Consider the following 25,983-nt stretch of genomic DNA (forward strand, 5'->3'; position numbering starts at 1 on the left):
TCTACAAAATACTATGCACGACAAGGTTTATATACCCGACGCGTTTAACGATCACATTCGCCCACTGATTCCCGATGATCAGTTCGATGATTTCATTCGAGCATGTAAAAGGCCATTAAGAAAAAGTATTCGTGTCAATACTCTCAAAATCAGTGTTGAGGAGTTCAACCTCATAGCCCAGCGCAATAAGTGGTCCTTAGAGCCGATCCCTTGGTGCAAGGAAGGATTTTGGATAGAGGCTGACGAATCAACTACGCCGCTAGGTAATTGCCCAGAACACATGACCGGGCAATTTTACATTCAAGAAGCCAGTTCAATGCTTCCTGTTGAAGCACTAGCCCCAGAAAAATCATGTCGAGTATTAGACATGGCCGCAGCGCCAGGTTCGAAGACCACGCAACTTGCCGCTTTGATGGATAATCAAGGTGTGTTAGTTGCCAACGAATTTTCATCGAGTCGTGTAAAAGTGCTTCATGCCAATATCGAGCGTTGTGGTGTGCAAAATACGGCACTGACCAACTATGATGGCAACGTATTTGGTGGATGGCTAAGTGAATCGTTTGATTATGTTTTACTGGACGCTCCATGCTCCGGAGAAGGTACGCTTCGAAAAGACGAAAACGCAATGAAAAACTGGAGCTTGGAATCGGTTAATGCCATCGCAGAAAAACAAAAAGAGTTAATTGAGAGCGCGTTTCAAGCTCTAGTGGTGGGCGGGACTATGGTCTACTCAACTTGTACACTAAGCCTTGAAGAAAATCAGCAGGTTCTGCATTTTTTGAAAGACAAATTTTCCGATGCGGTTGAGTTTGTCAGTATCGCTGATTTATTTCCTGGTGCAGACAAGTCATTAACTGACGAAGGCTTTCTCCATGTTTTCCCTCATACCTACGACAGCGAAGGCTTTTTTATTGCCAAATTACGCAAGTTAGCTCCTGTAGAAACGCCGGTGGTAAACAAGAAACTGGGCAAGTTTCCATTCGAAAAAGCTTCTAAAAAGCAGAATCAACAACTTCAAGAAGCGCTAACGAAAAGCTTAAAGCTTGATATTCCTGTTAGTTACCAACTCTGGTTCAGAGACAAAGATGTGTGGCTGTTCCCTACTATGCTAGAACCGTTTCTGACTGAAATGCGTTTCTCTCGAATGGGAATCAAAATCGCTGAAGTCCACAAAAACGGTTATCGCTGGCAACACCAAGTCGCAACGTGCCTCGCTTCAGACCAGCTCAAACTCAACCAAAACGCCAATATGGTCGACTTAGATAGAGAACAAGCTAGAGACTGGTTTATGGGTAGAGACATCCGTCCCGAAGCCACTTCTAAAGGCGAAGTGATCGTCAGTCATCAAGGCGCTGTTATTGGTTTGGGTAAATGGGTAGGCAATCGTATTAAGAATGGACTGCCTCGTGAGTTGGTAAGAGATAAAAATCTCTTTTAAAGCTAGCAGCTTAGAATTTAGTCCCGTAGAAAAGTGGAAGTCTGCGCAATTTACACTAGCCTTATAGGTAACTGTCCCCTTACACAGTTTATTTAGCGCAGGCTCTTGTTAGGAGCCCTTCCCCAAGCCCAAGGTTTTGTTTCTTGGGCTTTTTTTCAAGGCCACCGAGTTACAATGTAACTATTTTGATTCGTTGTTGACCAAATAAATGCCGCTTTTTTCGATGCGGATTTTCTTCTGTTTGTACAAAGCACCAATTGATTTTTTAAACGTACCTTTACTGGTTCGGAACACGTCAAAAATGGCATCAGGGCTACTTTTGTCGCTAAGTGGTAAAAATCCATCGCGCTTTTCAAGCGTGTTTAGGATTTTAACACTTAAGTCATCCATTTTTTCCACACCGACTTTTTGTAAAGACAGGTTGATTTTGCCGTCTTCTCGAACCTCTTTAATATAGGCGGTTAAACGCTTACCAATAAACAGCTTTCCAAACACATCGGAAGGAAAAATCATTCCCCAATGCTGGCCATTAACAATCGCTTTGAAACCCAAATCACTGCGTTCGGCAATGAGTATCTGCACTTCTTGATTACGTGTGTAAGCCGCAGGTGTTTTGTCTAACAGTTTATTGAATCTCGTTGTACCAACAATTCGACCACTTGCTTTGTCGCTATAGACATAGACTAAGATGTTTTGTCCGGGACGCAATCGGCCTCTTTGCTCGCTAAATGGCACAAGTAAATCTTTGTCTTTCACTCCCCACTCGACAAATGCACCTGTACTATTAACACTTGCTACCTTCATCAAGCCCCATTCACCAATTTGGGCGATCGGCTTTTCCGTGGTCGCGACAACCTGACGATCGGCGTCGAAATAGAGAAACACATCAACTTGATCCCCAATTTCTATATCGTCTGGGGCAAATTTGTTTTTGAGCAAAACCGAGCCAAAATCATCGGCGTCTAAAAAAACGCCAAAATCGGTCTTTTTTGTGGCAGTTAGTCGATTAAATTGGCCAACTTCAATCATATATAGTGTCTCGTACAAAATTTGCGGTGATTATACCCAATCTCTGGTATTCTTGCGCAGTAAAATCATCGTAAAGGAGTTGTCGTTGGTCACCTTAGAAATTCAAGATGGCGTATCGCTAAAACTAACTCATTCATTAGCTGTCGCCAAACGCTCTAGATTGGATTACTACTTTTTCATTCCGGGCGAAATCGGATTTACACCTAAGGTCATCAAAGAAAGCGATTTTTACTACAATCACATCACGCAAAAACGCGCTTATTACAGTGACAAAACTCTACTCCCTCTGGTTCACAGTCGCTTAGCAAAACGTGGCAGATTATCCTCTACTCAATATCGAGTGAGTCTAAGCTTGTTTGCTTATCAATACGTAATTGCCTTAGACAAAGCGGTTGCACAACTCAACAAATCCAAAGAAGAAGCACTGACAACCGATGAGGTGGATGAATTACTTCACCTTGCTCTGGATATTTTAAAGCGGCTTCGACGCAGTGTGCCTTACGAAGAAAATCTAAAGCGCTATTACGCCAATATTGATAACTATTTGTCTTGGTACACTGGGCAAAAAATGTTGTCGTTAGTGGCGCACATGCCTCGCGAGGGTGACTATAAAGCTTTTAAAGACAGCTTATTGGCCATCGTCGAAAAAGAAGCGGCACATCGCAAGCTCAACAAATACAACTCTGAAAGTGTTCGTAAAGACGTCACAAGATTAAGTAATAAAATGCGTCTTCTTAGACGTCTTATTGAACACCCTATCGTTTTGCTGGAAAAAACCACTTCACTGGGTAACAACACCAAGCGCGCGGCGAAAGGTGTTGCTACAGGCTTAGTGATGATTTTGGTCACGATTGCCGTGTTAAGTGCACGTGATTATTGGGGGGAAATTACCGTCTCTTTTGTCGCTGCTATGTCCGTGGTTTACGCACTTCGAGAGATCTTTAAAGACGACCTACGAGACGTACTATGGCGATGGATACGCAAAGGTAAACCCAAGTGGAAAAAGACCTACAGCGACGCGACAACTCAAAAATCGGTCGGTTCTAAACTAGAATGGTTAGACTTTACCAAACGCGAAAAGCTGCCGGATGCAATCAAAGCAATACGCAAAAAGCGAGTTGTACAGCGTGGCGAAGACGTTCTTCACTATCGCTCTCAAACTGAAATGTCGACTTCACGATTTTTGAGTGGCTATGAAGAGACACGGGAAACTCTATCAATCGACATGCGAGCTATTATGCGTCATATGGACAAAGGCTCGAATCGCGTTTACGTGCTTAATGAAAACAATCAAGTTAGCCGAGAATCGGTAGAAAAACGACATCTTCTTAATTTGATCGCTCGCGAGCGTACTCCGGGTAAACCAGACAACTACTATCGTTGGAAAATCGTCCTTAACCGCAGCAGAATCGTTGCTATCGAAGCGATTAAGCTGGACGATCTTCCGTCTAAATCTTAGTGAAAATTCTGCATCCTTTCATGTACTAAGGTACACCTAGTACGGGAAATAAACGCTACTGGCTCAGTGTTTTAGACGCGTAATCGAGCTGATTGAATTTATGATCAAACGCTGCAACATGAAATCTTGAACCATCGTCGTAACGGAATACATAGTATTTTGGATCCTTCAACATCTGAAACTGCATAGTCTCTGAATCAAAATTGGGTAACGAAATAGCTGAAGTTTGATAGTTCGGATAGTGAATCAGATTAACCTGCCCACTTTTAGACAAACTGTAACCCACAAACTGCTTGGCTCGGTTTTCAGAAACATAAACATAACGACTGTGATCAAGGGAGTTCACCGAACCTACATTGAAAACATCGTCATGTTTCAACATATGAAAAACCTTACCTTCAGAGTCCTTAACGAAGTATCCCCAATCAAATGGCTTCATGTTGGTTGTTTTTCCCCAAATATCGGTTACTGGAAATCTAAACTGGTTCGACAACAGTTTTTGATTGAGAATTTCAGACTCGACTTTGTTGACACTGCCTCTTTCTCCATCAAAGACAACCAATTTACCGCCCGCAATAGCAAACATTTTCTCCGGAAATGGGATTGAACCAATACTGGATTTGGCATTAAACAACGGGAACAAAGCCCTATCGCTGGTTTTATTGCTTACCTGATACTGTAAACTCATACGCGATTGACGAATGTCGTTTTTTCCATATTGGCTGCCTTCAATTTCTATTGGTAACTGGCCTGTGATATCTAGGTTTTTCCAATGCTGAAAAGGTAATAACTGTTCAAAGCTTTTTTTATCAATCGTTTCATCTTGTGTACCGTATCTGAACTGATGATGTGGCAGGTTTTCTTGATAAACCAACCCTTTTTCGATGGGCGAATAAAACCAGTAGATATTGGCTTCTTGAGCGAGCAATCTATTGTTTAAAGTAAATGGTGCCGCGAGCAATAGAACTGGAAGTCCAACCGCCAAATAATTGAAAAGATTTTTGGGCTTATCATTGGCTTTCGTGTTTTCAATATTCAAAGCTAAAGTGAGAACGCTTAAAACAACCAATACAACTCCTACAAAAATTGCGACGTTAGTGTTGTTTAAGCTATGAAAGAAGAAAAGGAAGGAAAGTCCCAAACACGAGAGCCAAACCCGTTGAGAGTTCGATAACGCCATAATCAAATTAGCAAAGAACAGATAGCTCGCTACCGATAGCGCCAAAGCTGAAAAGCAATCTAGCGCAACTTGCGTCACTACATGTACCGGATAAAACCACATCATCGAAAGTATGGTTGTCGTACTTAAAGCCAAAGAGACTGCAATGACAAGACCGATACCGCATGAGAATAAGCCAAGGGTCAACTGTCGACTCGATATTGGCAGGTGGACTAATAGACGAATTCGGCCGGCTATCTGTTCATGAATAAATTGGGCACTGGCAAATAGACAACCTATGCCTAAGCTCAACCACCAAATCCAAAAATAAGGCCGATGACCGAGGGTACTGAATCTATACCAAACCATTGAGTTAGGTTCGATTTCTTCAGTAAGCCAGTATAGCTCGTGAAACAAATATAAACCGCTGATTATCGTCAACAGCAATGACAGAAAAAAATAAAGACGTAATTTTAGCCACTCTTTAGTAATGATGGCTGCTAGCGGACTAATATTTACCAACAAAACCCAAAAATCTCGCTTCAAATGTCATTGGAACTTCAACTAAATTGACTTGAAGCTCCGTGTGTAATTCAGTTAGATGGCGGAAAGAATAGATGAAATGTTTGCCCCGATAGTGTTCGTATCTGTGTACCATTGGGTGCAATTTGATGGCATTTTTTGATTGCTCATCAATGGATGTATTGTCATTAATCTGGTAGCAACGATAGCATTTATTGAAATTCCCCATATCGGATTGAAAAACCTCTGTTGATCGATCCACGATAGCAAAAGAGTCGATAAAGGATTCTAAATCATCCATCACGTGTGTAGTTAACAACACGGCTTTGCTTGTATTGGCTAAATAGTCATCCAAATAGTCAATAAATAGCCGTCGATAGCCCGCATCAAGCCCAAGTGAATAGTCATCTAAAATTAATAAATCGGCATCCTGCGCCAATAGCAAACCTAAGACGACTTGTGAGCGTTGACCAAACGACAATGAACCAACTTTCTGGGTGACATTTACATCCATCAAATCGAGTAGCTGTACAAAGTACTTACTTTTCCAATTCGGATAAAAGCTCGAATAAAACTGCTCTAAGTTACGTATCGACAAAGTGTCATAAGTTACAAAACCTTCAAACAGCAGCGCCACTCGACGTTTTGTTTGCACATCAAGTCGATTCGCTTTTTGTCCAAATAGGCGACATTCCCCTTTTTGTGGAGCAAGATACCCCATCAAAAGATTAATCAACGTCGACTTGCCAACACCATTTTTACCCAACAGACCAAATCGTTGTCCCGCCATAACTTCTAACGACAAGTTTTCGTAGATTTTTTTGGCTCCGTAACAGAAATCTACGTCAGCTACAGAAATAGGTAGCGATTCTAGGTCGTTATTGACTGATCTGGCTGCTTTCGATGTAGACCACATGCCCTTCTCCAGCATTGAGAACTAACACAAATTCGCCCTGAGGCTTTTCGATGTAGATCTCTCCAAATTCATCAAACTGACCTCGATACAATACATGGTCATTTTGCTCGATACGAAATTGCACACCTTGTGCAGAAGCACCGTCACTAAAGCCGCCCTCGCAAATCAGATAACCATTTCCTTCGTCATAACACGCCATCAATGCAGTATGGGCGTTGACCAAAGAGGTAAAAAACATAACGAAGCCAAATAAAGGCAGTCTCATCAATTCAAATCCCCAATAAAAAAGAGCCAACTTTCGTTGGCTCTCTGTCTCTCTATAAGCTCTGGGCTTCTATCCAAAGCACGGCGTCTTGCGACAGCTCTTTTCCTTCATACTCTTTGTCAGGTCCAGAACCTAGGCAAGCAAAGCCCCATTTACCAGCCGTTGGTATTCCGAAAGTGAAATAGCCGTTTTGATCAGTAATGGCGACAATGGCAGATGCTGGTGGCTCACGGAACGTATCTTTACCAAATGCATTCGCTTTTGAGTCTACCTCAGTATTCATAAACTCAATTTCACATTCCACACCAGATACCGGCTTACCGTCTGCTAGTACTTGACCAGTAAAGGTACTACCTGCAAATACCTGATACGGTTTGTTTAGTGGAACGATTTCTGTTTTTAAACCTAGCGGCTGTTCCCACCCTGTCGGCAAACCACCTTTGTTGACGTAACGTTTGGTAATTTGCTGAATGTAGATGTCTTCACCACCTTCGTAATAAGGTGTTGGCACCATTGAAAATATGTAGTCACCATTGCGGCGAATTTTGTATTCGGCTTGATAAGCTTTCGCGTCGTTATCTGGTCCGGTCCAAGTAATCGGCTTCAAGCTATCTAACAAATCTGTCGTTTTACCTTTAAAGGTAACCGAGAAGCTCTCTGGTTTTTCCAGATCCATGACATGACCATTGTCCATAGGATGACCAAAGACAAACTTCATATCTAAAGTTGCTGGTTTCTCCAACATGGATTCCGGTGTGTGCATAAGTAAAAAGTGAGCATTGGCGGCGCTAGACATACCAAGCGCAACCAAGCTTGCAATAAGTGTTTTTTTCATCGATTCATCCCCAAAAATGTACTACAAAAAATTATTCAACAATCTCGCTGCCTGGAATTTCAATTGCGTGTCCAGGGCCTGCATCAAACACTACGGTGTAATCGCCTTCTGGCTTTTGAAACTCAAACTCACCGTCATCATTAATTTTTCCTTCAATTAGTACTGCACCACTCGCGTCGAGTACCTTCATATCAACTCCAGCTGCTGAACCGCCATCTGAGAAACCACCTTCACACAAAATGGTGTTATCTCCGAAGTCGTAGCACGAGCATAAAGGCGTATGTGCACTCACACTTGCTGACAGTACCAGCGCTGAAAACAGCAAAATTAACCGCTTCATAACCTATCCTTAACAGTTTAATATTTTAAATTTCGATCGATTTTCATGCATTTACTGCGATTTTCGAAAAATACTAGGATGAAGCTTCATCAAACAAAAGTGATATTTATTATCAACTTCACTTCTGTTGATCTAAGTCAATCAAGTGATAATTGTTTGCATTATCAGCTACTCGTAACAAAGTGTAAGCAATACAATCACAGACACTAGACCAACTAGGAATCTCAGATGTCCATCCCTTTATCAAAACTTCAGCCAGGTCAAACGGGGACCATAGTCACTCACCGTTCCGAGGGTGCGATACGACAACGCTTAATGGATTTGGGTTTGGTTCCAGGCAGAAGTTTAACCCTAGTGCGCAGAGCACCACTGAGGGACCCAATAGAAGTCGCAATTGATGGAACTCATATCATCATTCGCCAATTAGAAGCACAAACTATCCATTTGCAGCTAGCCAAGGGAGATAACTGATCGTGCGTGAAATATTACTTGCCGGTCAGCAAAATGCCGGTAAATCAACCATTTTTAACTCGTTAACGGGGGCTAGGCAGCATGTTGCAAACTACCCAGGTGTAACGGTAGACAAGCGTTCCGGTACAACTACAATTGATGACATAAATTACACTGTCACAGATTTACCTGGCACATACAGTCTTTCTTCCTATTCGCTAGAAGAACGAGTCGCTCGCAAGGCTATCTTGGAATGCGAAGCAGCCACCATAGTTAATGTGGTAGATAGTGCTAACCTAGAACGCTCATTACTTTTAACAATTCAGCTAGCGGAATTAGGCAAGCCCTTTCTCGTCGCATTAAACATGTTTGATGTTTCCGAAAAGCTCGGGCTGCACATCGATGTTTCCGCTCTTTCGGAAAAACTGGGCGTTCCTTGCTTACCTGTAATTGGCCGAACTGGGCGAGGACTAGATGAACTGAAAGACAGTATTCAACTAGCAAAACCGAATACAGGAATTATTACTTACCCGCAGTTGGAGCAATCAATTCAAGAAATTGTTGCGTTACTTCCTGATTCAATAAATCAGTATTACCCCAAACGTTGGTTAGCGCTCAAACTCCTTGAAGGTGATATTGAAAGCAACAAACTAGTTTCAGAGAGTATTGAGACTAATGAACATGACGCTTTAAAGCAGACCATCGATGAGTTTGCTATAGCGTTTCAAGCGTCGAATGACATCAGTGTCGCAGATTACATATCAAAGACCAGATATCAGCTCGTTGAAGAATTGGTGACGGTATGTCGAACATCAAATTCAGATACTGCTAAGGAAACGCTGTCTGAAAAAGTTGACCGTGTTGTGTTAAACCCGCTAGGTGCCCCCATTTTTCTTTTAATGACAATCTTTGGCATCTATCAGTGCTCGATAGTGTACGGCTACGAGTTAACAAATTACTGGTGGCCCTATTTAGCTTCAGCCAGAGAAATCATCGCGGGTATATTGCCAAATGCAGGCTTTATCAATGATCCTCTAACCCGCTCTATGGGACTTTGGATTGTTGACTCAGCCAATACATTGCTCAACTACATCCCCATTTTTCTTATTCTGTTTGCGTTGATTGCGATTATAGAAGACTCAGGATACATGGCGAGAATCGCGTTTATAGCAGACCGTATATTGCATCGATTTGGCCTTCATGGACAAAGCACTTTGCCCATGATTCTATCCGGTGTTTTTGCTGGCGGTTGCGCCGTCCCCGGAGTAATGGCAACGAAAGGTATTCCAGATAATCGCGCTCGATTAGCTACGATTCTTACGGTCCCTTTCATGAATTGTCTCGCAAAAGTCCCTTTGTATACCTTATTGCTAGGCATTTTCTTTGTCGAAGATAAATCGCTAATGATGTTCTATATTTCGACGTTTTCCGTTATCGCTGCCCTGTTAGTTGCGAAACTTCTTACTAAAACCGTGTTAAAACGGACGGAAACGTCTCCCTTTATTATGGAATTGCCCCGCTACAACTTGCCAACAGCAAGAAGTGTTGTAACACGAACCATTGAGCGTACTTGGATGTATGTAAAAAAGGTAGGGACAATAGTCGTCGCGGTTTCTACCATTATTTTTGTCCTATTGCAGTTTCCCGGATTACCTGAATCTGAAGCTCAGCAATATCAGGTAAAGGCTGAACGGGCGGTCGCTAAATTTAAAAAAGTAGTCAAGAAAACCGATTATCAGGAATTGCTCTCTGATCAAGCAATTTTAGAATTGGTCAATTATTACTCGGATTTCAAACAGAGTAAATTGAATGCAAAAGGTGCCGAAGCCTCCGCCAAGGTTAATTCCATTTATATAGCACGCAATGCGACTTATTTTGAAATTGTTAATCGCAAAGGCGGCAAAGACTCTAAAGTCGCCTTCAAAGGCCTTCGTAAGCTCGTTTCAGAGCGTAATAAACTTAGACGTGCGATAAAAGAGCGACGGCTTGAAACCTCACTGCTTGGACAACTCGGTAAAGCCGTAGAGCCTGTTTCTCAGTACGCTGGATTTGATTGGAAAATCAATATCGCATTGCTGTCCTCCTTCGCTGCCAGAGAAAGCAGCGTGGCGACCCTGGGTGTGTTATTTCAGCAAGATGAAGAGAATCAATCCGAGAAACTTGAAAAACGCATGGCGAAAAGTGAAGAGTTTGCCAATAACGGGCAATTGGCGGCGGTTGCCTTAATTGTATTTTTCATATTGTATCCGCCTTGTTTGGCGACAGTCATGATGATTAAAGTACAAACTGGTGGTTACCGCTGGATGCTGTTGTCGATTACCCTTCCAACGTTCATTGGATTTGTAGCGGCCAGTTCAGTTTATACACTTGGTGGCGTGTTTAACTGGTCCGGTATCATTGCCATGAGTGTCGTTTACTGGACTTCTTTAGCCACGGTCCTGTTCTTAGGTATGAAAGGCATCTTTAGGAAGAAATCCGATTCTATGTCAATTCCAATTAAGGAGATTAGCTAGTGATGGATTCCGCTAACCATTGGAGTGATTGGATACTACCGACATTGGCAGTTTTGATGGCCGTTATGTTTTTGTTTCGAAAATTCCACCGAAAGCGAAACGATTGCGGCAACGGTTGCGGTAGTTGCCCCAGTTCGGCTAAAAAGTCTAATTTTTCTAGTCGGAACCGCTGATTAACAGTTTATTCCTGGTTTGGTTTCCGCTATCTTAACGGGCTTGCAGTAATCGAAGGATAGGCGACGGTATGCCCTTAAAAACAGACGAACTTAGAACCCAGCCTCTGGGACCTATGCCAACACCAGCAGAGCTAGGAAGCGCACACCCAATCACGGATGAAGTCGCCAATCGCATTGCTAAATCTCGCCGACAAATTGAAGATATTATTAGCGGTAAAGACTCTCGCTTATTGGTGATTGTTGGACCTTGTTCCGTACACGATACTGACGCAGCGTTAGATTACGCACAACGCTTAGCAGACATTCAAGATCAATATAAAGATAGCTTGTTTATCGTGATGCGTACTTACTTTGAAAAACCTCGTACTGTTGTAGGCTGGAAAGGACTTATCACAGACCCTAACCTTGATGGTTCTTACGCACTTGAAGCTGGCTTAAGCAAAGCGCGTAAGCTTCTTTTAGACATCAACAAGCTTGGATTGGCAACTGCAACAGAATTTTTGGATATGATAACGGGTCAGTACATCGCTGATCTTATTACTTGGGGAGCAATTGGTGCTCGCACCACGGAGTCGCAGATCCACCGCGAAATGGCTTCAGCGTTATCTTGTCCTGTTGGCTTTAAAAACGGCACAAATGGCAATGTAAAAATTGCTATCGATGCGATTCGCGCGTCTAATGCATCACACTATTTTTACTCGCCAGATAAAAATGGCCGTATGACCGTGTACCGTACTAGTGGTAACCCGTATGGTCACGTGATTCTTCGAGGTGGCGATAAAGGTCCAAACTACGATTCCGAATCCATTTCGCAAGCGTGTGAGCAACTAGCGCAGTTTGACCTACCACAACGTCTAGTGGTTGATTTCAGCCACGCCAATTGCCAAAAACAACATCGCAAACAGTTGGATGTTGCACAATCCATTTGTGAGTACATTCGAGCCGGTCACAAATCTGTAGCGGGCATTATGGCTGAAAGCTTTATTGTTGAAGGTAATCAACCAATGACTGATATTAATAACCTAGAATACGGTCAATCCATCACAGATCCGTGTTTAGGATGGGACGACACCGTCGCCATGTTAGACATGTTGGCGAAAGCCGTTAGAGAGCAGAAATAAGCTGAGGAATTCCATGCCTTCTTTTGACATTGTATCTGAAATAGATAACGTTGAACTTAAAAATGCCATCGATAATGCGTCGAGAGAGCTTAGTACTCGTTTTGATTTTCGCGGCGTAGAGGCGAGTTTCGAAATCCAAAAAGACGAATCGGTTAGATTAGACGCTGAGGGAGATTTTCAGCTAAAACAGATGCGTGACTTGTTACGCGGTCACCTCGCAAAGCGCGGTGTTGATGCCGGTTCAATGGACTCAAAAGATCCTGAACAAACTGGTAAGAAATGGCATCAGTTCTTGGTCTTTAAGCAAGGTATCGAAACACCTATCGCCAAAAAGATTGTCAAGTTAATCAAAGACAAAAAGCTGAAAGTCCAAGCATCTATTCAGGGTGATAAGGTACGAGTTACTGGTAAGAAACGAGATGATTTGCAGTCTGCTATTGCAGTAATCAAGGAAGCCGAATTGGGTCAGCCGTTTCAATACAACAACTTCCGTGACTGATTAAGTGGGTCATTAGGCAGGTACAAAATCCTGTAGTCCAACAAAAAACACCGCGATTATACTCGCGGTGTTTTCATTTCCGTTCTATCAACTTTACTGCTTGCCCAACTTAATTAGTGGTTTATCTTGTTGCAGTAACTTGTAGGTATGGTCGTTCGGAGGAGTGAAAATTAAAATGCGCGACTCTTTTCCAGCTTCGTGCATTAACTCAACCAACTCATGCTCATTGTTGAAAGGCATTCTTTCGGCATCTCTCCTAACCAAATCAACAAAGCTAAATGGACAATCGACGTGGTAAAAAACCCATTCGGCTTGCTGCATCAAGCGCATTGCTTTAAGTGTAAGCATTTCCGGATCATCGCCATACTCTAACCAGTTCACTTCTGCAGGATTCTCAGAAGCGTCAGTGCTGGACATGAGTTCAACGTATTCCTGCTCAAGTTCGGAATTGGTTTTGGCATTTTTAACCGCGTCGCGGTCAAAAAAGCGCTCCCAAAAATAACGGCGTTTATCTACTGAAGGAAGCCGCTCTTTTATGTCAACTCGTTTAGAAGAGCCATAATCGGCAAGTAATGCAAGATTTTGCGGAATAATGGTTTCAAGCTGTTGTCTGAGGTTGCGAATCAAAACCGGTGACGCTCCTCCGCTTGAAATGGCGATTTGGATACGTCCTCGATTGACAATCGAAGGTGTAATAAAGTCGCAATATGGTTGGTCATCGACAACATTAACCAGTAAACCCAACTTTTTAGCATCGGCATGTACTTGATGATTCAAGTGAGGATTGTCAGTGGTCGCCCAAACTTGGATGTATCGCGAATCCATGTATTCTTGAGAATAAAAGTTTTGGATCCAATGGACTTCGCCATTTTTTTCAAGAGTTTGAAGATACGGATCAATCGAAGGAGAAATGATAGTTACGTCTGCACCAGCACGAACCAACGCATCCACTTTTCTTGATGCGACTTCTCCCCCACCAACAACCAAAATAGGCTTGTTTTCCAAATTAATAAAAATGGGGAAATAACGCATTTTTCTCGGCCCCTGAAGAATTTACCGACCATAGTAGCAGATAACAGCATCAGGCTTCATCCGTTAAGTCAGTATGGATTTTAAAGATACCAAATTTGCTGCTATTGATAGAATTAAACTTCAAACTTAATGAAAATCAAAACAATATTTCTCGCACATTGCTTCCTTTACGAGCGTCCATTCTGATTTCGACCAATGTATCAAAAAGAACTATTTACAACTATTTAACATTTGGTCATGCTAATTGAGTTTCTAGGATGTGAAACCGGTCAAAATTCTTTTCAAATTATGAACTTGAGAATACTGATTTCCTTTCCTAGGCTAATAAATGATTGATTCGAGCTTTTAACAAGCCCGTCAACGACAAATAACAAATTATTACTCCAATAAGCGAACACACGAAACAACAAGGAATTACAGGAAGGAACATATGAATAAGAAGCTAACGCTACTGTCTGTAAGTATATTGGCTGGAGCCGTTTTAACCGGTTGTGGTGACAACCAATCTAGCGCTCAAGACAAAGAGACAATCGCTGCTCTAGAAAAGCAAGTAAAAGAACTTCAGGCTCAATCTTCTAGCACTGCTGCGCCAACATCGTCAGCTGGAACACTTAAAAGTGTTATGGAAAAAGACGTACTAAGCTGTGGGGTAAGTACTGGTCTACCTGGTTTCTCCAACCCTAACGCTAAAGGTGAATGGGCAGGTATCGACGTTGAATATTGTCAAGCATTGGCTGCTGCGGTTCTTGGTGACAAGACAAAAGTAAAATACGTACCGCTAACGGCTAAAGAGCGTTTCACTGCACTACAATCCGGTGAGATTGATGTGCTATCTCGCAACACCACATGGACGTTGCATCGTGATACTGCACTTGGCCTTAACTTTGTTGGCGTAAACTATTACGACGGCCAAGGGTTTATGGCTAAGAAATCACTCGGTCTTAAAAGTGCCAAGGAGCTCGATGGTGCGTCAGTATGTGTTCAATCAGGTACAACCACCGAACTTAACCTTGCAGACTACTTCCGAAACGAAGGCATGAGCTACAAACCAGTGGTATTTGATACTGCCGCACAAACATCTAAAGGTTTCGACACAGGCCGCTGTGACGTACTTACTACAGACCAATCTGGTCTTTATGCGCTTCGCCTAAACCTAGCGGATCCAAGTTCGGCTGCGGTACTTCCGGAAATTATTTCTAAGGAGCCTTTAGGGCCTGTCGTTCGCCAAGGCGACGACCAATGGTTCAACATTGCTAAATGGACTCTTTCGACAATGATCAACGCTGAAGAATACGGTATTAGCTCTTCAAATGCTGATGAAATGTTGAAATCTACTGATCCAAACATCAAGCGTATTCTTGGTGTTGACGGACCTAAAGGTTCAGGCCTTGGTATTCGTGATGATTGGGGCTATCAAATCATCAAGCAAGTTGGTAACTATGGTGAGAGTTTTGAACGAACTGTAGGTATGAGCTCTCCACTAGAGATCGATCGCGGTGTAAACGCCCTTTGGAATAAAGGCGGCTTTATGTACGCGCCACCTATCCGCTAATAACCAAAAATAACTATAAATGGGGCAGTGAATACTGCCCCTACTAACAATGGATTATTGAGGTTATCGTAGTATGAAACCTAAAAACCAATCAGACTCAGCTCCAAAGAGCTCAAAAAGTCTGTTTTACAACCCTACCTTTCGCTCTGTTGTATTCCAATTCATTGCCGTCTGTGCGCTCGCCTTTTTCTTTTACACCATAGTAAACAACGCACTAACTAACCTATCTGCTCGTGGTATTGCTACTGGTTTTGGTTTTTTAAACCAAGAAGCAGGCTTTGGAATCGGTTTAACGCTCATCGAGTACGACGAGACGTATTCCTATGGCAGAACGTTTTTTGTTGGACTTCTTAATACAGCACTCGTCTCAGTATTAGGGATTTTGATAGCAACGGTACTCGGCTTTGTTATGGGTATTGCGCGGTTATCATCGAACTGGCTTGTCAGTCGACTAGCTGCTGTATATATCGAAGTCTTTCGAAATGTCCCTCTACTACTGCAAATATTCTTTTGGTATTTCGCCGTATTGGCGACATTACCATCAACGCGCCAGAGCTTAAGCTTGGGTGAAGCCATCTTTTTAAACGTACGTGGTCTGTTTTTCCCAGCTCCAGTTTTTGAACAAGGGAGTGGAGTCGTCATTGCGGCGCTAGTCATAGGTATTATCGCGTCTATCGCCATTAATATCTGGGCTAAAAACAGACAAAATCTGACTGGCCAACAAACACCAATGCTAAGAATCGTTTTTTGCTTAGTCATTGTCTTACCAGTTGCAATATATTATTTTGCTGGCTCACCTATCAGCGCTGAGTACCCCGAGTTAAAAGGCTTTAACTTCCAAGGTGGTATTAGTGTTATCCCTGAATTAGCAGCGCTAGTTTTGGCACTCAGTATTTATACAGCATCCTTTATCGCTGAAATCGTACGTTCAGGTATCAATGCTGTCAGCCATGGACAAACTGAAGCGGCTATGTCTCTTGGTCTGCCGAGAAGTCGAACTTTAAAGTTGGTTGTGATTCCTCAGGCGATGCGAATCATTATACCGCCTCTGACGAGTCAGTACTTGAACCTAACCAAAAACTCTTCTCTTGCAATGGCCATAGGATATCCCGATCTTGTGTCGGTATTTGCAGGCACCACGCTAAACCAAACAGGTCAAGCGATCGAGATTATCGCCATGACTATGGCGGTTTACTTAAGTTTAAGTTTGTTGACGTCATTGCTAATGAACATCTACAACAAAAAAGTCGCATTGGTGGAGAGGTAACTTATGAATAAACACGAGTTTCTACCAGATTTACCACCGCCAGCAAATACGGTTGGTTTGGTAGGTTGGTTGCGAAAAAATTTATTTAATGGACCGGTCAATTCCATTGTCACTGTCATTTTGGCCTACTTAGCCGCGACATCAATTTGGGGTATTTTAGATTGGGCCGTGTTTACGGCAGATTGGGCAGGCTCAACTCGAGACGACTGCAGTCGTGAAGGTGCATGCTGGGTGTTTATTAGTGTGCGATGGGAGCAGTTCATGTATGGCTTCTACCCTGAAGCCGAGCTGTGGCGCCCTCGCCTATTCTACATCACACTGGCAATATTCACCGTATTGCTTGCGTATGAAAAAACACCCAAACGTTTCGCTATTTGGCTGGTTTTTGTAAACATCTACCCGTTCTTCATTGCTGGTTTGCTTTATGGTGGTGTCTTTGGACTACCCGTTGTAGAAACACACCAGTGGGGCGGTTTATTGGTGACCTTGATCATCGCTTTAGTTGGTATTGTAGTGTCATTGCCAATCGGTGTGGCGCTAGCCTTGGGACGCCGTTCTGAGATGCCAATCATTCGAAGCATATGTACCGTTTACATCGAGGTATGGCGTGGTGTTCCACTTATTACCGTATTGTTTATGGCTTCGGTCATGTTACCGTTATTTCTGTCAGAAGGCTCTGAAACCGACAAACTCATTCGCGCACTGATAGGTGTAGTCATGTTTGCTTCAGCCTATATGGCGGAGGTGGTACGCGGTGGACTACAAGCAATTCCAAAAGGTCAATATGAGGCTGCTGATGCTTTAGGCTTGAGCTACTGGAAAAAGACCGGTCTCATCATTTTGCCGCAAGCATTAAAAATTACTATTCCGTCTATCGTAAATACGTTTATCGGACTCTTTAAAGACACCAGTCTAGTCCTGATTATCGGTATGTTTGACGTATTGGGTGTTGGGCAAGCCGCGAACACCGACCCTGAATGGCTTGGTTTTGCTACGGAAAGTTACGTTTTTGTCGCGCTGGTTTTCTGGATATTCTGTTTTGGAATGTCACGTTACTCTATATGGCTTGAAAACAAGCTTCATACTGGCCACAAACGTTAATTGGATCAAAAGGATAAATTATGTCAGAACAACAAGATTACATGATCCAAATTGAGGACATGAACAAATGGTACGGTGAATTCCACGTACTCAAGAACATCAATTTAAATGTGAAAAAGGGCGAAAAAATCGTCATTTGTGGCCCTTCGGGTTCCGGTAAATCAACCATGATTCGTTGTATCAACCGCTTGGAAGAGCATCAAAAAGGTCACATTTACGTCTCAGGAACCGAGCTTACTGAAGATCTAAAAAACATTGAGGCGGTACGCAAAGACGTTGGCATGTGCTTTCAGCACTTTAACCTCTTCCCGCACTTAACAGTTTTGGAGAACTGTACGTTAGCACCGATTTGGGTAAAGAAGATGCCGAAAGACGAAGCTGAAGCCATTGCGATGAAATACCTTGAGCGGGTAAAAATTCCTGAGCAAGCGGACAAGTACCCAGGTCAGCTGTCTGGTGGTCAGCAGCAACGTGTAGCGATTGCCCGTTCTCTGTGTATGAACCCACAGGTCATGCTATTTGACGAACCTACATCAGCGCTAGACCCTGAAATGGTACGCGAAGTACTTGATGTAATGGTTGAGCTCGCCGAAGAAGGTATGACCATGTTGTGTGTGACTCATGAAATGGGCTTTGCCAAAGAGGTTGCAGACAGAGTGATCTTTATGGACGCTGGTGAAATCATTGAAGAAAACAACCCTGTCGATTTCTTTGAAAACCCGCAGTCCGACAGAACACAAAACTTCCTCGCGCAAATACTGCATCACTAATACTCACTAACAAGTAAAGGGCGACTTAGATCGCCCTTTTGTTTTATTTGCTCGCTTAAAGCTTCTCGTACGTACAATTATCTGTAACATACTGTTGGATAGACGATTGAGGGTGTTTTGCTAATACAGAAACTGTTATATCGTGTTACATCTTAACTCTCACTTAACATTAACGATCTATTATGATTTTAGTGTGTATTGAACCTAACCTTGAAATTAGGGACAAAAGCACACATATAATGCATTAGGAATCAAAACCTGTTTTTAAGAGGAAGATTATGAACAGCCCTATGTTTACCCGCACATCTACCCAAGAGAGTGCTCTACAAACCAACAAGGTTTTAAGAAACACTTATGCCCTACTCTCTATGACTCTTCTATGGTCTGCGGCAGTAGCTGGCGTTTCTATGATGATGAACCTGCCACACCCAGGCTTGATCATCACACTGGTAGCCTTTTACGGTCTGCTATTTATGATTGAAAAGAACCGTAACAACAGCCTTGGTTTAGTTTTCACCTTCGCACTAACAGGCTTCATGGGCTACACCTTAGGCCCAATCCTAAATGCTTACGTTGGCGCAGGCATGGGCGACCTGATTGTTACTGCACTAGGTGGCACAGCACTAGCATTCCTAGGTGCGTCAGCTTACGCACTTACGACAAAACGTGATCTGTCTGTACTTGGCGGTGTAATTATCGCAGGTGTGGTTGCGGTCGTTGTTGCTATGATTGCAAACATCTTCCTACAGATGCCTGCACTTTCGTTAGCAATTAGTGGTGTATTTGTTCTTCTATCTACCGCGATTATTATGTTCACAACTCAAAGCATCATCCGCGGTGGTGAGACAAACTACATCTCTGCGACGGTTAGCTTGTACGTATCAATCTACAACCTGTTTATCAGCCTACTAAGCATCCTAGGCGTGATGAACGACGACTAATAAGTCGTAGCATTCACAAAGCCCGAGGCATTGTCTCGGGCTTTTTTCTTGACCTAACCACAAGAAACAGTATCCTCTGGGTCCACTTTTCCAAACCCTAGTTCCACTATGTTCGAATTCAACGGCAAGCAAATTGAAACTGACGCTCAAGGCTACCTGCTCAACTACCAAGATTGGGAAGAAGCCATGATCCCTGTTCTAGCCGAGCAAGAAGGGATTGATTTGACAGAAGCACATGTAGAAATCGTTCTTTTTGTGAGAAAGTTCTATCAAGAGTACAACACCTCACCAGCAATAAGAATGTTAGTAAAAGCCATGGAAAAAGAGCACGGGCCAGAGAAAGGGAATAGCAAATACTTATTCAAATTGTTTCGACAAGGTCCAGCCAAACAAGCTACTAAACTTGCCGGTCTACCAAAACCAGCAAAGTGCCTCTGATTTACAGTTGCTGTAATCAGCTAATTTCAAATCCATAGATTGGATTGACAGCGTCATTACGGTCAACTTCAGTTACGCGATCCACTGACGCTGTTTTTGGCCCTGTATTTAGCCAACTAGCAAGTATATCAATTTTAGCTTCTTCGCCTTGCACTAACACCTCGACACAGCCATCTGACAAATTTTTTGCGTAGCCCGTTAATTCTAGAGACTTTGCTTCTCGAGCAGTAAAATATCGAAAGCCAACCCCCTGAACGTGACCGTAAACGATAAACTTAGCTTGATAAAACGGCATTCTGTACCTGTTTGTTGCAATATTTAGTATGGTGCACAAAAGTATCTACACTAACTATAGTTGTCCAACAGAGGCCATTCTATGAAAGAAATTCCATTTCGCTGGATTGACAAATACCTCATCCACTTAAAGTTACAGGAAAAATTTTATTTACTGTTTTTGTTACCTCTGTTTTCTGTATGTGTGTTAACGCTGATATTTGAAAACACTGCGACCAAAATGGTCGATACGCTGTATCAAGAAGAGCTTGCGCTAACAAAATCACTGATCGAAAAAAGCGGAATGGACCGTCAATCGGTACAGGAACTATTTGAAAAATCGCAGAGCGGAATAAGTATTTCCGACAATGGCCAAGGCTTGGCGATTTCAGGTGAAAATTACTCAATCACCTTCCAACATCACGTCACATTGTGGGAATCATTGACGAGCTTACAGATTGGCATTCTTGCTTTTACTCTCGTTATTTCACTTCTCGGTGTTTACTACATTATGACGTTCATTGGTGGCGCGATGTTTGCGATGAATAAGTCTCTACAAACTCTTGCGTCCGGCGACCTTACCAACCGAATGAACTATTTCGAAGTAAGGGACGAATTCAGCACCATTGCGATTACTATAGACAAAGTCTCTGAACGCGAACAAAAGCTTGTGTTGTCACTTCAGGAGAGTTTGGCCTTGATGCAACAGATAAGCTCTGATTTAAATGTCTCGGCCACTGAGTCTGCATCAGTATCAGATAATCAACAGCAACACTTAAGTTCATTAGCCAGCGCGACTGAAGAGATGGCAGCAACAATTCGTGAAGTTGCCAACTTAGCGCAAGAAGCCAGCAACGAAACTCACGAAGCGATGAAGGTCGCAGAAAATGGTCAGGTCAACGTTACACAAACTTTGAGCTCTATATCTGCACTAAGTGAGGAAGTGAGAGCGGCCTCAGTTGCCGTTTCGGAGCTCGATAGCAACGCAGTTAAAATCAATGACATTGTTACCGCAATTAGCGACATATCAGACCAGACCAACCTGCTCGCACTAAATGCAGCAATCGAAGCGGCACGCGCAGGAGAACAAGGTCGCGGATTTGCTGTTGTAGCTGACGAAGTCAGAGCGCTGGCTGGTCGAACCCAACAGGCAACGGTAGAGATTCGAGCCATGATCGAAGCACTGCAATCAAATAGTCATTCATTGACTCAGGTAATGCAGTCGACAGTTGAAGGTGCTGAAGACGGTCAGACCAAAATGAACTTAGTACAACAGGAAATCAGTTTGCTAGCGAGTAAAAGCCAGACTATTTCAGATGGTAGTACTCAAATAGCGACCGCCGCCGAGCAGCAAGGTGAAGTGGCTGAGAGTATTGCGGCCAGTGTCGAGGAGATTCGCCAACAGTCGCAAAAAGTGTGTGATGTCATCTCGTCAACCACCTCTCAAATTGATGGGTTACGTCAACAAAGCGATCAGTTAGAAACTCTTTTGATAGGCATTAAAGCCTAAGATACTTGTCAAATTAGCGATTGTCGAAACTCAATTGATTTTGGCTCATAGTTGAAAGACAATGAGCCACTTTTTTTATCATCGGTACACCATGTCTGCAATATATCTTGATAAAGGGCGCGACAAATCTTTGTTACGCCGTCACCCTTGGATTTTTTCGCGCGCAATCAAAACTGTTGAAGGTTCGCCTTCTTTGGGCGAAACGGTTGACGTGTACAATCATTCAGGAAAATGGATAGCGAAGGCCGCCTATTCTCCACACTCACAAATTCGTGCCCGTGTCTGGAGCTTTAATAAACAAAACATCGATAAAGAGTTTTTTATTAAACGTTTAAGCGAAGCTCAGTTGCTGAGAAACGAAATCATTGCACAACAAGGTTTAACTGGATTCAGGCTAATTGCGGGCGAATCGGATGGATTACCGGGTATCACGGTCGATAAGTTTGATAACTATTTAGTTTGCCAATTGCTTAGCGCTGGTGCGGAATACCAGCGTGATAACTTAGTCGCAGCACTGAACCAGTTGTACCCGGAATGTAACATTTATGAACGTTCAGATGTGGCAATTCGTAAAAAAGAAAGTCTAGAGCTGCGCACAGGTGTCCTTTCTGGCGAAACTCCACCACAAAGTGTTGTGATTGAAGAAAATGGCGTAAAGATTAGCGTTGATATTATCAATGGCCACAAAACGGGATTTTATCTCGATCAACGAGACAGTCGCTTTGAAGCCATGAAGTATCTGAAAAACAAAGAAGTGTTGAACTGCTTTAGTTATACCGGTGGATTTGGCCTTTACGCGCAAAAAGCGCAGGCAAAACGAGTAATTAATGCCGACGTTTCTCAACTTGCGCTCGATACTGCAAAAAAAAATGCAGAACTAAATGGTTTTGATACTTCGAAAAAGTCAGTGGTATTCTTAAACGCAGACGTTTTTAAGCTGTTGCGAGAATACAGAGAACAAGGCACAAAGTTTGATGTTGTCATTATGGACCCACCTAAGTTTGCAGACTCAAAAGCACAACTCAATGGTGCATGCCGTGGCTATAAAGATATCAATATGTTAGCGATGCAGATTTTGAAACCTGGTGGAACGTTACTGACCTACTCTTGCTCTGGCCTGATGGATCTCAATCTATTTCAGAAGATTATTGCAGACGCCGCTTTAGATGCAGGTCGAAAAGCGAAGTTTGTTGAACGTTTTCAACAAGCGAGTGATCACCCAGTCGACAGCGCATATCCTGAGGGTTTTTATCTCAAAGGGTTTGCAGTTAAGGTCATCTAAATGCAAATGCCGCGCTCGTTATTCACTTAGCGCGGCATTTAATTTTCTTATAGTCAAAACTTCTTTAGCTTTTTAGCAATATTCTGGATGAGTTTACATCCGTTGTTTGCTTCTTGTTTCAACGTCAATCTTACTTGGTCACCATCTTCTGTACCGGTAACTACAATTCCTTGTAAATCATCCCATGTGAAAGGTAAGCAGCTTTCTGACTGACGTTCTATATTTGATAACTTTGTTTTTTCACTTGGCATTCATCATTCCTTGTGTGGGTCTTTGCCATAAGCCCGTTGTTGCCAGGTACACTGACATCACACAGATGAGTTAATTATGTGACACAAATCACTTAAAGTCAACTTTTGTGATTTAAATCACTTATTTTTGTTCAGCCAGAATAGCGGTAATTACTAAACTTCTTTGGTAAAATACGGACGAATAGCGTGCTCAATTTTGCACTGTACTAAATGAGACTACGAGGGCCACATGAGCCAATTGACGCAAGATATCGACCAGAACTTCGAACTGTTTATTAAACAAAGCTTGGAGTCGAATTTAGTCTGGGGACTAAAAAATGAGGACGGTTGGCTTAGCTGCGAATCTACTCATTTCGAGGATTCAGAAGTAATGCCGTTCTGGTCTTCCGAAGAAGATGCAAAACGTCACAATGTAGAGGAATGGGCTGACTTTGAAGTATTGCATATTCCATTAGATATCTTCGTTGAAGACTGGCTGATAACACTTGACGAAGATGGTGTGTTGATTGGCCCTAACTGGAACGACAATTTAGATGGATTAGAGCTTGAAGCAGTAGAAGTTGCAAAAAAATATAGAGATGCATAACTCGAATTTTCACATCTAAAACTAGTCGACGCATTGCGTCGGCTATCTTCTCAGAACTTCCCCAAGCTACTCATTCCTACATTTGTCTTGATTCTGAACCCCTACTATTTTCGTTGCGAAGATAACGTGAACAAAATCAACAAACCGTTTAATGTCACACTCTTGTTCTGGAACCAATGACTTAGTTATTTTATATTGGCCGAGTGCAACGTATTGCACCTTCAGGGTTATGGGTCTCACTCAACCAACTATAAACTTAACTGAGTATTAACAACCTTAACCCACTTTTGCTTGTGAATTATGCTGCCACAATGGCCCTATATGATCTCTAAATTTTGCAAATTGATCTTGCTACTCGCAATTTGCGCGGTTAGCCCTATCTCGTTATCCCAGACTTATACAGACTGGGATGCAGCCTATTACAAGGCCGAAAAAAAAGGCGACCCTTCGGCGTTAACTCTGTTACAAGATCGTTATCACTCGTTAGAAGCTGGGCCAGAAAAACTCTATGTCAGCGCATTGATATTTGATTATTTGACAAGTCGAGGACAGCCTTACTACGGCTTAGGTAACCATATCGATACTGGATATTCAAAGAGAGAATCTCAACTCATTGCCGCACTGAATGCACAAAAGGATCTGGAATTCGATACCGCAAAAAAAATCCTGATTAAGCTACTCGACGAAGCACGCACCTACAAAGTGTCGCAGGCAGAGCTTCTAATACAGTATCATCTGTGTGTTTTACTCTCTCGTCAAGGTACACATATAGCAGCAAGTAAACACTGTACAGCTTCGCTAAGACTATTAGAAAGTGAAACTAATACCGTAATCCCAAAACACATTGCAAGACAGGCTATTGCAAACAACTTTGCTCGTCTAGGCAGCTATCCAGGCTCTTTTTCACAATTTAAACGAGTTTTGGACGAACTACCGCCGTATGAAGACCCCTCTGGTGTTTACAACCGATTAGGGGAAGTCGTCTACAATCTTGGTGATACACAAAGAGCGCTGAAATACCTTCATAAAGCGCTGGAGCTAAGACAAAATCAAACGGGTAACGAAGGCCAAGCACAAGTTTTACATACGCTTGGCGATATTATGCTGGCCGAAGAAAAATATGCTTTAGCTATGGATTATTACACTCAAGCACAGTCTTTACTTGGGCAATCGACTGCAAATCGTTTGGGTAGAATGTATGTTCTATTTGGTCTAGGCAAGGCGAATTATAAGTTAGGATTTAATGAACTCGCCCTAAATTATTTCAATCAAGCGCTTGATATCGCGACTGAAAGAGAAATGATCGACGTACAAAGCCAGATTTTCCTAAAGCTAGCAGAAACCTATCTAGGTCAGAACCAGTTGCCGCTCGCCAAGATCAACATTGATAATGCGCTAGCCATTTCAGCTCCTAAGACAATGCGCAGTGTTCAGTATGACGTCGCAAGAATCACAGCTCTTTACTACGAGAAAAGTGGTGACCCAGATAGAGCGTTAAGTATCTACAAAAGGTATGTTGAAACCTCTGCGCAAAGGCGTCAGAAGAATTTTAACAACGCGATGAAAAATATAGACAATTCTCGTGAGCAGTATAAAAACGATATTCAAACTGAAAACGCGATACAACAAAACAAGAATCTGAATCGAACCATTCAAGACCTCAAGACACAGCAAGCCTGGTATCACATTTTGTTAGTTGGCATGGTCGTGTTATTGATGGTCACGTTAATGACCGTCCGCCGCTACCGACTAGCCCGCCTTCGCGACCCAATTACAACTGCACTTTCCACTCAAGCTTTCATTAAAAAAATGTCGAGCCTTCGTGAGGTGTCAGAAGAAGACAAAGCGCATGTCGTTTGTTTGTACTCCATCAGCATGCTCAGCAATAAAAACCTTTCCGAGCTAGGGCATAATGTTGATCAAATTACAGTTAGCTCGCTAAAGCGTATCAATCGAATATCAGATAATAACGAGTTCTTTGTTCGAGTAGGGATGAATCGATTTATGATGGTAATAGCGGATTGCCCAATCAACGAAATTGAAAATCGTACTGGTGAGTATCAGCTATTGGTGATGCGTGAAATTCACTCCAAAGATCTGAGTGAACAGTTAACTTGCGAACACTCTTACCTGAACACACGTCAAGGAGAGCAGCGCTTGGCAAATCTATATCTATCGCTTTCCACTGGATTGACTGAGCATAAAGATAATGTTCAGCCAATCGACAGGTTTAGAAGTAAGGCGTAAGTTATAATCCC

At 42.6% G+C, this 25,983-nt stretch carries 26 protein-coding genes; 17 read left to right on the forward strand and 9 right to left on the reverse strand.

Annotation, left to right across the window (positions count from 1 at the left end; genetic code table 11):
* Positions 1 to 13: 13 nt before the first annotated feature.
* Positions 14 to 1,438, forward strand: a complete 1,425-nt coding sequence (gene rsmF, locus ACXAFJ_RS06325) for a 16S rRNA (cytosine(1407)-C(5))-methyltransferase RsmF (protein WP_475322195.1) — start codon at positions 14 to 16, stop codon at positions 1,436 to 1,438.
* Between the two features lie 180 nt (positions 1,439 to 1,618).
* Here the strand turns inward: rsmF and ACXAFJ_RS06330 are convergent, their stop codons facing one another.
* Positions 1,619 to 2,467, reverse strand: a complete 849-nt coding sequence (locus ACXAFJ_RS06330) for a CvfB family protein (RefSeq protein ID WP_475322196.1) — start codon at positions 2,465 to 2,467, stop codon at positions 1,619 to 1,621.
* Positions 2,468 to 2,552: 85 nt separating this feature from the next.
* Between ACXAFJ_RS06330 and ACXAFJ_RS06335 the strand changes: the two genes are divergently transcribed.
* The gene (locus ACXAFJ_RS06335) at positions 2,553 to 3,926 is read left to right on the forward strand and encodes a hypothetical protein (protein ID WP_475322197.1); all 1,374 of its coding nucleotides are present in this window, start codon (positions 2,553 to 2,555) and stop codon (positions 3,924 to 3,926) included.
* Between the two features lie 55 nt (positions 3,927 to 3,981).
* On the opposite strand, the gene ACXAFJ_RS06340 is transcribed toward ACXAFJ_RS06335, so the two are convergent.
* The 5 genes from ACXAFJ_RS06340 to ACXAFJ_RS06360 all read right to left on the reverse strand — a co-directional run bounded on the left by ACXAFJ_RS06340 (position 3,982) and on the right by ACXAFJ_RS06360 (position 7,963).
* Entirely contained in the window at positions 3,982 to 5,397 is a 1,416-nt protein-coding gene (locus tag ACXAFJ_RS06340) for a DUF4857 domain-containing protein (protein WP_475322199.1), read from the reverse strand.
* 196 nt (positions 5,398 to 5,593) lie between these two features.
* A complete protein-coding gene (locus tag ACXAFJ_RS06345) occupies positions 5,594 to 6,523 on the reverse strand; it encodes an ATP-binding cassette domain-containing protein (RefSeq protein WP_475322200.1) in 930 nt (309 codons plus the stop codon).
* Positions 6,486 to 6,788, reverse strand: coding sequence for a hypothetical protein (locus ACXAFJ_RS06350; protein ID WP_475322201.1), 303 nt, complete (start codon positions 6,786 to 6,788; stop codon positions 6,486 to 6,488). Before ACXAFJ_RS06350 ends, ACXAFJ_RS06345 begins: the two co-directional genes overlap by 38 nt.
* A gap of 52 nt (positions 6,789 to 6,840) precedes the next feature.
* A complete protein-coding gene (locus ACXAFJ_RS06355; RefSeq protein ID WP_475322203.1) occupies positions 6,841 to 7,623 on the reverse strand; it encodes a DUF4198 domain-containing protein in 783 nt (260 codons plus the stop codon).
* 31 nt (positions 7,624 to 7,654) lie between these two features.
* Positions 7,655 to 7,963 (reverse strand): hypothetical protein, encoded by a 309-nt coding sequence (locus ACXAFJ_RS06360; RefSeq protein WP_475322204.1) that lies wholly within the window; start codon positions 7,961 to 7,963, stop codon positions 7,655 to 7,657.
* Between the two features lie 228 nt (positions 7,964 to 8,191).
* Between ACXAFJ_RS06360 and ACXAFJ_RS06365 the strand changes: the two genes are divergently transcribed.
* The 5 genes from ACXAFJ_RS06365 (at position 8,192) to ACXAFJ_RS06385 (ending at position 12,722) form a co-directional block, all read left to right on the forward strand.
* Complete coding sequence (locus ACXAFJ_RS06365; protein WP_475322205.1) at positions 8,192 to 8,434, forward strand: FeoA family protein; 243 nt, start codon at positions 8,192 to 8,194, stop codon at positions 8,432 to 8,434.
* Positions 8,435 to 8,436: 2 nt separating this feature from the next.
* Entirely contained in the window at positions 8,437 to 10,926 is a 2,490-nt protein-coding gene (gene feoB, locus ACXAFJ_RS06370; protein ID WP_475322207.1) for a ferrous iron transport protein B, read from the forward strand.
* A gap of 56 nt (positions 10,927 to 10,982) precedes the next feature.
* Complete coding sequence (locus tag ACXAFJ_RS06375) at positions 10,983 to 11,099, forward strand: hypothetical protein (protein WP_475324073.1); 117 nt, start codon at positions 10,983 to 10,985, stop codon at positions 11,097 to 11,099.
* 71 nt (positions 11,100 to 11,170) lie between these two features.
* The gene (locus ACXAFJ_RS06380; protein WP_475322208.1) at positions 11,171 to 12,223 is read left to right on the forward strand and encodes a 3-deoxy-7-phosphoheptulonate synthase; all 1,053 of its coding nucleotides are present in this window, start codon (positions 11,171 to 11,173) and stop codon (positions 12,221 to 12,223) included.
* Between the two features lie 13 nt (positions 12,224 to 12,236).
* Positions 12,237 to 12,722, forward strand: a complete 486-nt coding sequence (locus ACXAFJ_RS06385; RefSeq protein WP_475322209.1) for a YajQ family cyclic di-GMP-binding protein — start codon at positions 12,237 to 12,239, stop codon at positions 12,720 to 12,722.
* A gap of 93 nt (positions 12,723 to 12,815) precedes the next feature.
* On the opposite strand, the gene ACXAFJ_RS06390 is transcribed toward ACXAFJ_RS06385, so the two are convergent.
* Positions 12,816 to 13,754 (reverse strand): precorrin-2 dehydrogenase/sirohydrochlorin ferrochelatase family protein, encoded by a 939-nt coding sequence (locus ACXAFJ_RS06390; protein ID WP_475322211.1) that lies wholly within the window; start codon positions 13,752 to 13,754, stop codon positions 12,816 to 12,818.
* A 430-nt stretch (positions 13,755 to 14,184) separates the two neighbouring features.
* Between ACXAFJ_RS06390 and ACXAFJ_RS06395 the strand changes: the two genes are divergently transcribed.
* The 6 genes from ACXAFJ_RS06395 to ACXAFJ_RS06420 all read left to right on the forward strand — a co-directional run bounded on the left by ACXAFJ_RS06395 (position 14,185) and on the right by ACXAFJ_RS06420 (position 19,823).
* Entirely contained in the window at positions 14,185 to 15,306 is a 1,122-nt protein-coding gene (locus tag ACXAFJ_RS06395; RefSeq protein WP_475322212.1) for an amino acid ABC transporter substrate-binding protein, read from the forward strand.
* Positions 15,307 to 15,379: 73 nt separating this feature from the next.
* Entirely contained in the window at positions 15,380 to 16,573 is a 1,194-nt protein-coding gene (locus tag ACXAFJ_RS06400) for an amino acid ABC transporter permease (RefSeq protein WP_475322214.1), read from the forward strand.
* 3 nt (positions 16,574 to 16,576) lie between these two features.
* A complete protein-coding gene (locus tag ACXAFJ_RS06405) occupies positions 16,577 to 17,674 on the forward strand; it encodes an amino acid ABC transporter permease (RefSeq protein WP_475322215.1) in 1,098 nt (365 codons plus the stop codon).
* Between the two features lie 20 nt (positions 17,675 to 17,694).
* Positions 17,695 to 18,444, forward strand: coding sequence for an amino acid ABC transporter ATP-binding protein (locus tag ACXAFJ_RS06410; protein WP_475322216.1), 750 nt, complete (start codon positions 17,695 to 17,697; stop codon positions 18,442 to 18,444).
* A 278-nt stretch (positions 18,445 to 18,722) separates the two neighbouring features.
* Complete coding sequence (locus tag ACXAFJ_RS06415; RefSeq protein ID WP_475322218.1) at positions 18,723 to 19,385, forward strand: Bax inhibitor-1/YccA family protein; 663 nt, start codon at positions 18,723 to 18,725, stop codon at positions 19,383 to 19,385.
* 108 nt (positions 19,386 to 19,493) lie between these two features.
* Positions 19,494 to 19,823, forward strand: a complete 330-nt coding sequence (locus tag ACXAFJ_RS06420) for a TusE/DsrC/DsvC family sulfur relay protein (RefSeq protein ID WP_475322219.1) — start codon at positions 19,494 to 19,496, stop codon at positions 19,821 to 19,823.
* A 16-nt stretch (positions 19,824 to 19,839) separates the two neighbouring features.
* On the opposite strand, the gene yccX is transcribed toward ACXAFJ_RS06420, so the two are convergent.
* The gene (gene yccX / locus ACXAFJ_RS06425; RefSeq protein ID WP_475322220.1) at positions 19,840 to 20,118 is read right to left on the reverse strand and encodes an acylphosphatase; all 279 of its coding nucleotides are present in this window, start codon (positions 20,116 to 20,118) and stop codon (positions 19,840 to 19,842) included.
* Positions 20,119 to 20,199: 81 nt separating this feature from the next.
* Between yccX and ACXAFJ_RS06430 the strand changes: the two genes are divergently transcribed.
* Both ACXAFJ_RS06430 and ACXAFJ_RS06435 read left to right on the forward strand, forming a co-directional pair.
* Positions 20,200 to 21,606, forward strand: a complete 1,407-nt coding sequence (locus ACXAFJ_RS06430) for a methyl-accepting chemotaxis protein (RefSeq protein WP_475322222.1) — start codon at positions 20,200 to 20,202, stop codon at positions 21,604 to 21,606.
* Positions 21,607 to 21,697: 91 nt separating this feature from the next.
* Positions 21,698 to 22,888, forward strand: a complete 1,191-nt coding sequence (locus ACXAFJ_RS06435) for a class I SAM-dependent methyltransferase (protein ID WP_475322223.1) — start codon at positions 21,698 to 21,700, stop codon at positions 22,886 to 22,888.
* Between the two features lie 53 nt (positions 22,889 to 22,941).
* On the opposite strand, the gene ACXAFJ_RS06440 is transcribed toward ACXAFJ_RS06435, so the two are convergent.
* The gene (locus ACXAFJ_RS06440) at positions 22,942 to 23,139 is read right to left on the reverse strand and encodes a hypothetical protein (protein WP_475322224.1); all 198 of its coding nucleotides are present in this window, start codon (positions 23,137 to 23,139) and stop codon (positions 22,942 to 22,944) included.
* Positions 23,140 to 23,368: 229 nt separating this feature from the next.
* On the opposite strand from ACXAFJ_RS06440, the gene ACXAFJ_RS06445 reads away from it, so the two are divergent.
* Positions 23,369 to 23,725, forward strand: a complete 357-nt coding sequence (locus ACXAFJ_RS06445) for a DUF2750 domain-containing protein (RefSeq protein WP_475322225.1) — start codon at positions 23,369 to 23,371, stop codon at positions 23,723 to 23,725.
* 321 nt (positions 23,726 to 24,046) lie between these two features.
* On the forward strand, positions 24,047 to 25,972 hold the full coding sequence (locus ACXAFJ_RS06450) for a tetratricopeptide repeat protein (protein WP_475322227.1): 1,926 nt from the start codon (positions 24,047 to 24,049) through the stop codon (positions 25,970 to 25,972).
* Positions 25,973 to 25,983 lie beyond the last annotated feature (11 nt).

This window comes from Vibrio sp. ABH4_348, assembly GCF_056159765.1.

Bases quoted from the DNA above. Each gene is read 5' to 3' on its own strand.
- rsmF (WP_475322195.1), top strand. From the start codon at position 14: ATGCACGACAAGGTTTATATACCCGACGCGTTTAACGATCACATTCGC.
- ACXAFJ_RS06450 (WP_475322227.1), top strand. From the start codon at position 24,047: ATGATCTCTAAATTTTGCAAATTGATCTTGCTACTCGCAATTTGCGCG.
- ACXAFJ_RS06430 (WP_475322222.1), top strand. From the start codon at position 20,200: ATGAAAGAAATTCCATTTCGCTGGATTGACAAATACCTCATCCACTTA.
- ACXAFJ_RS06405 (WP_475322215.1), top strand. From the start codon at position 16,577: ATGAATAAACACGAGTTTCTACCAGATTTACCACCGCCAGCAAATACG.
- ACXAFJ_RS06420 (WP_475322219.1), top strand. From the start codon at position 19,494: ATGTTCGAATTCAACGGCAAGCAAATTGAAACTGACGCTCAAGGCTAC.
- ACXAFJ_RS06440 (WP_475322224.1), bottom strand. From the start codon at position 23,139: ATGCCAAGTGAAAAAACAAAGTTATCAAATATAGAACGTCAGTCAGAA.
- ACXAFJ_RS06410 (WP_475322216.1), top strand. From the start codon at position 17,695: ATGTCAGAACAACAAGATTACATGATCCAAATTGAGGACATGAACAAA.
- ACXAFJ_RS06350 (WP_475322201.1), bottom strand. From the start codon at position 6,788: ATGAGACTGCCTTTATTTGGCTTCGTTATGTTTTTTACCTCTTTGGTC.
- ACXAFJ_RS06375 (WP_475324073.1), top strand. From the start codon at position 10,983: ATGGCCGTTATGTTTTTGTTTCGAAAATTCCACCGAAAGCGAAACGAT.
- ACXAFJ_RS06390 (WP_475322211.1), bottom strand. From the start codon at position 13,754: ATGCGTTATTTCCCCATTTTTATTAATTTGGAAAACAAGCCTATTTTG.
- ACXAFJ_RS06360 (WP_475322204.1), bottom strand. From the start codon at position 7,963: ATGAAGCGGTTAATTTTGCTGTTTTCAGCGCTGGTACTGTCAGCAAGT.
- ACXAFJ_RS06365 (WP_475322205.1), top strand. From the start codon at position 8,192: ATGTCCATCCCTTTATCAAAACTTCAGCCAGGTCAAACGGGGACCATA.
- ACXAFJ_RS06400 (WP_475322214.1), top strand. From the start codon at position 15,380: ATGAAACCTAAAAACCAATCAGACTCAGCTCCAAAGAGCTCAAAAAGT.
- ACXAFJ_RS06355 (WP_475322203.1), bottom strand. From the start codon at position 7,623: ATGAAAAAAACACTTATTGCAAGCTTGGTTGCGCTTGGTATGTCTAGC.
- ACXAFJ_RS06435 (WP_475322223.1), top strand. From the start codon at position 21,698: ATGTCTGCAATATATCTTGATAAAGGGCGCGACAAATCTTTGTTACGC.
- ACXAFJ_RS06385 (WP_475322209.1), top strand. From the start codon at position 12,237: ATGCCTTCTTTTGACATTGTATCTGAAATAGATAACGTTGAACTTAAA.
- ACXAFJ_RS06380 (WP_475322208.1), top strand. From the start codon at position 11,171: ATGCCCTTAAAAACAGACGAACTTAGAACCCAGCCTCTGGGACCTATG.
- ACXAFJ_RS06415 (WP_475322218.1), top strand. From the start codon at position 18,723: ATGAACAGCCCTATGTTTACCCGCACATCTACCCAAGAGAGTGCTCTA.
- yccX (WP_475322220.1), bottom strand. From the start codon at position 20,118: ATGCCGTTTTATCAAGCTAAGTTTATCGTTTACGGTCACGTTCAGGGG.
- ACXAFJ_RS06445 (WP_475322225.1), top strand. From the start codon at position 23,369: ATGAGCCAATTGACGCAAGATATCGACCAGAACTTCGAACTGTTTATT.
- ACXAFJ_RS06330 (WP_475322196.1), bottom strand. From the start codon at position 2,467: ATGATTGAAGTTGGCCAATTTAATCGACTAACTGCCACAAAAAAGACC.
- ACXAFJ_RS06345 (WP_475322200.1), bottom strand. From the start codon at position 6,523: ATGTGGTCTACATCGAAAGCAGCCAGATCAGTCAATAACGACCTAGAA.
- ACXAFJ_RS06395 (WP_475322212.1), top strand. From the start codon at position 14,185: ATGAATAAGAAGCTAACGCTACTGTCTGTAAGTATATTGGCTGGAGCC.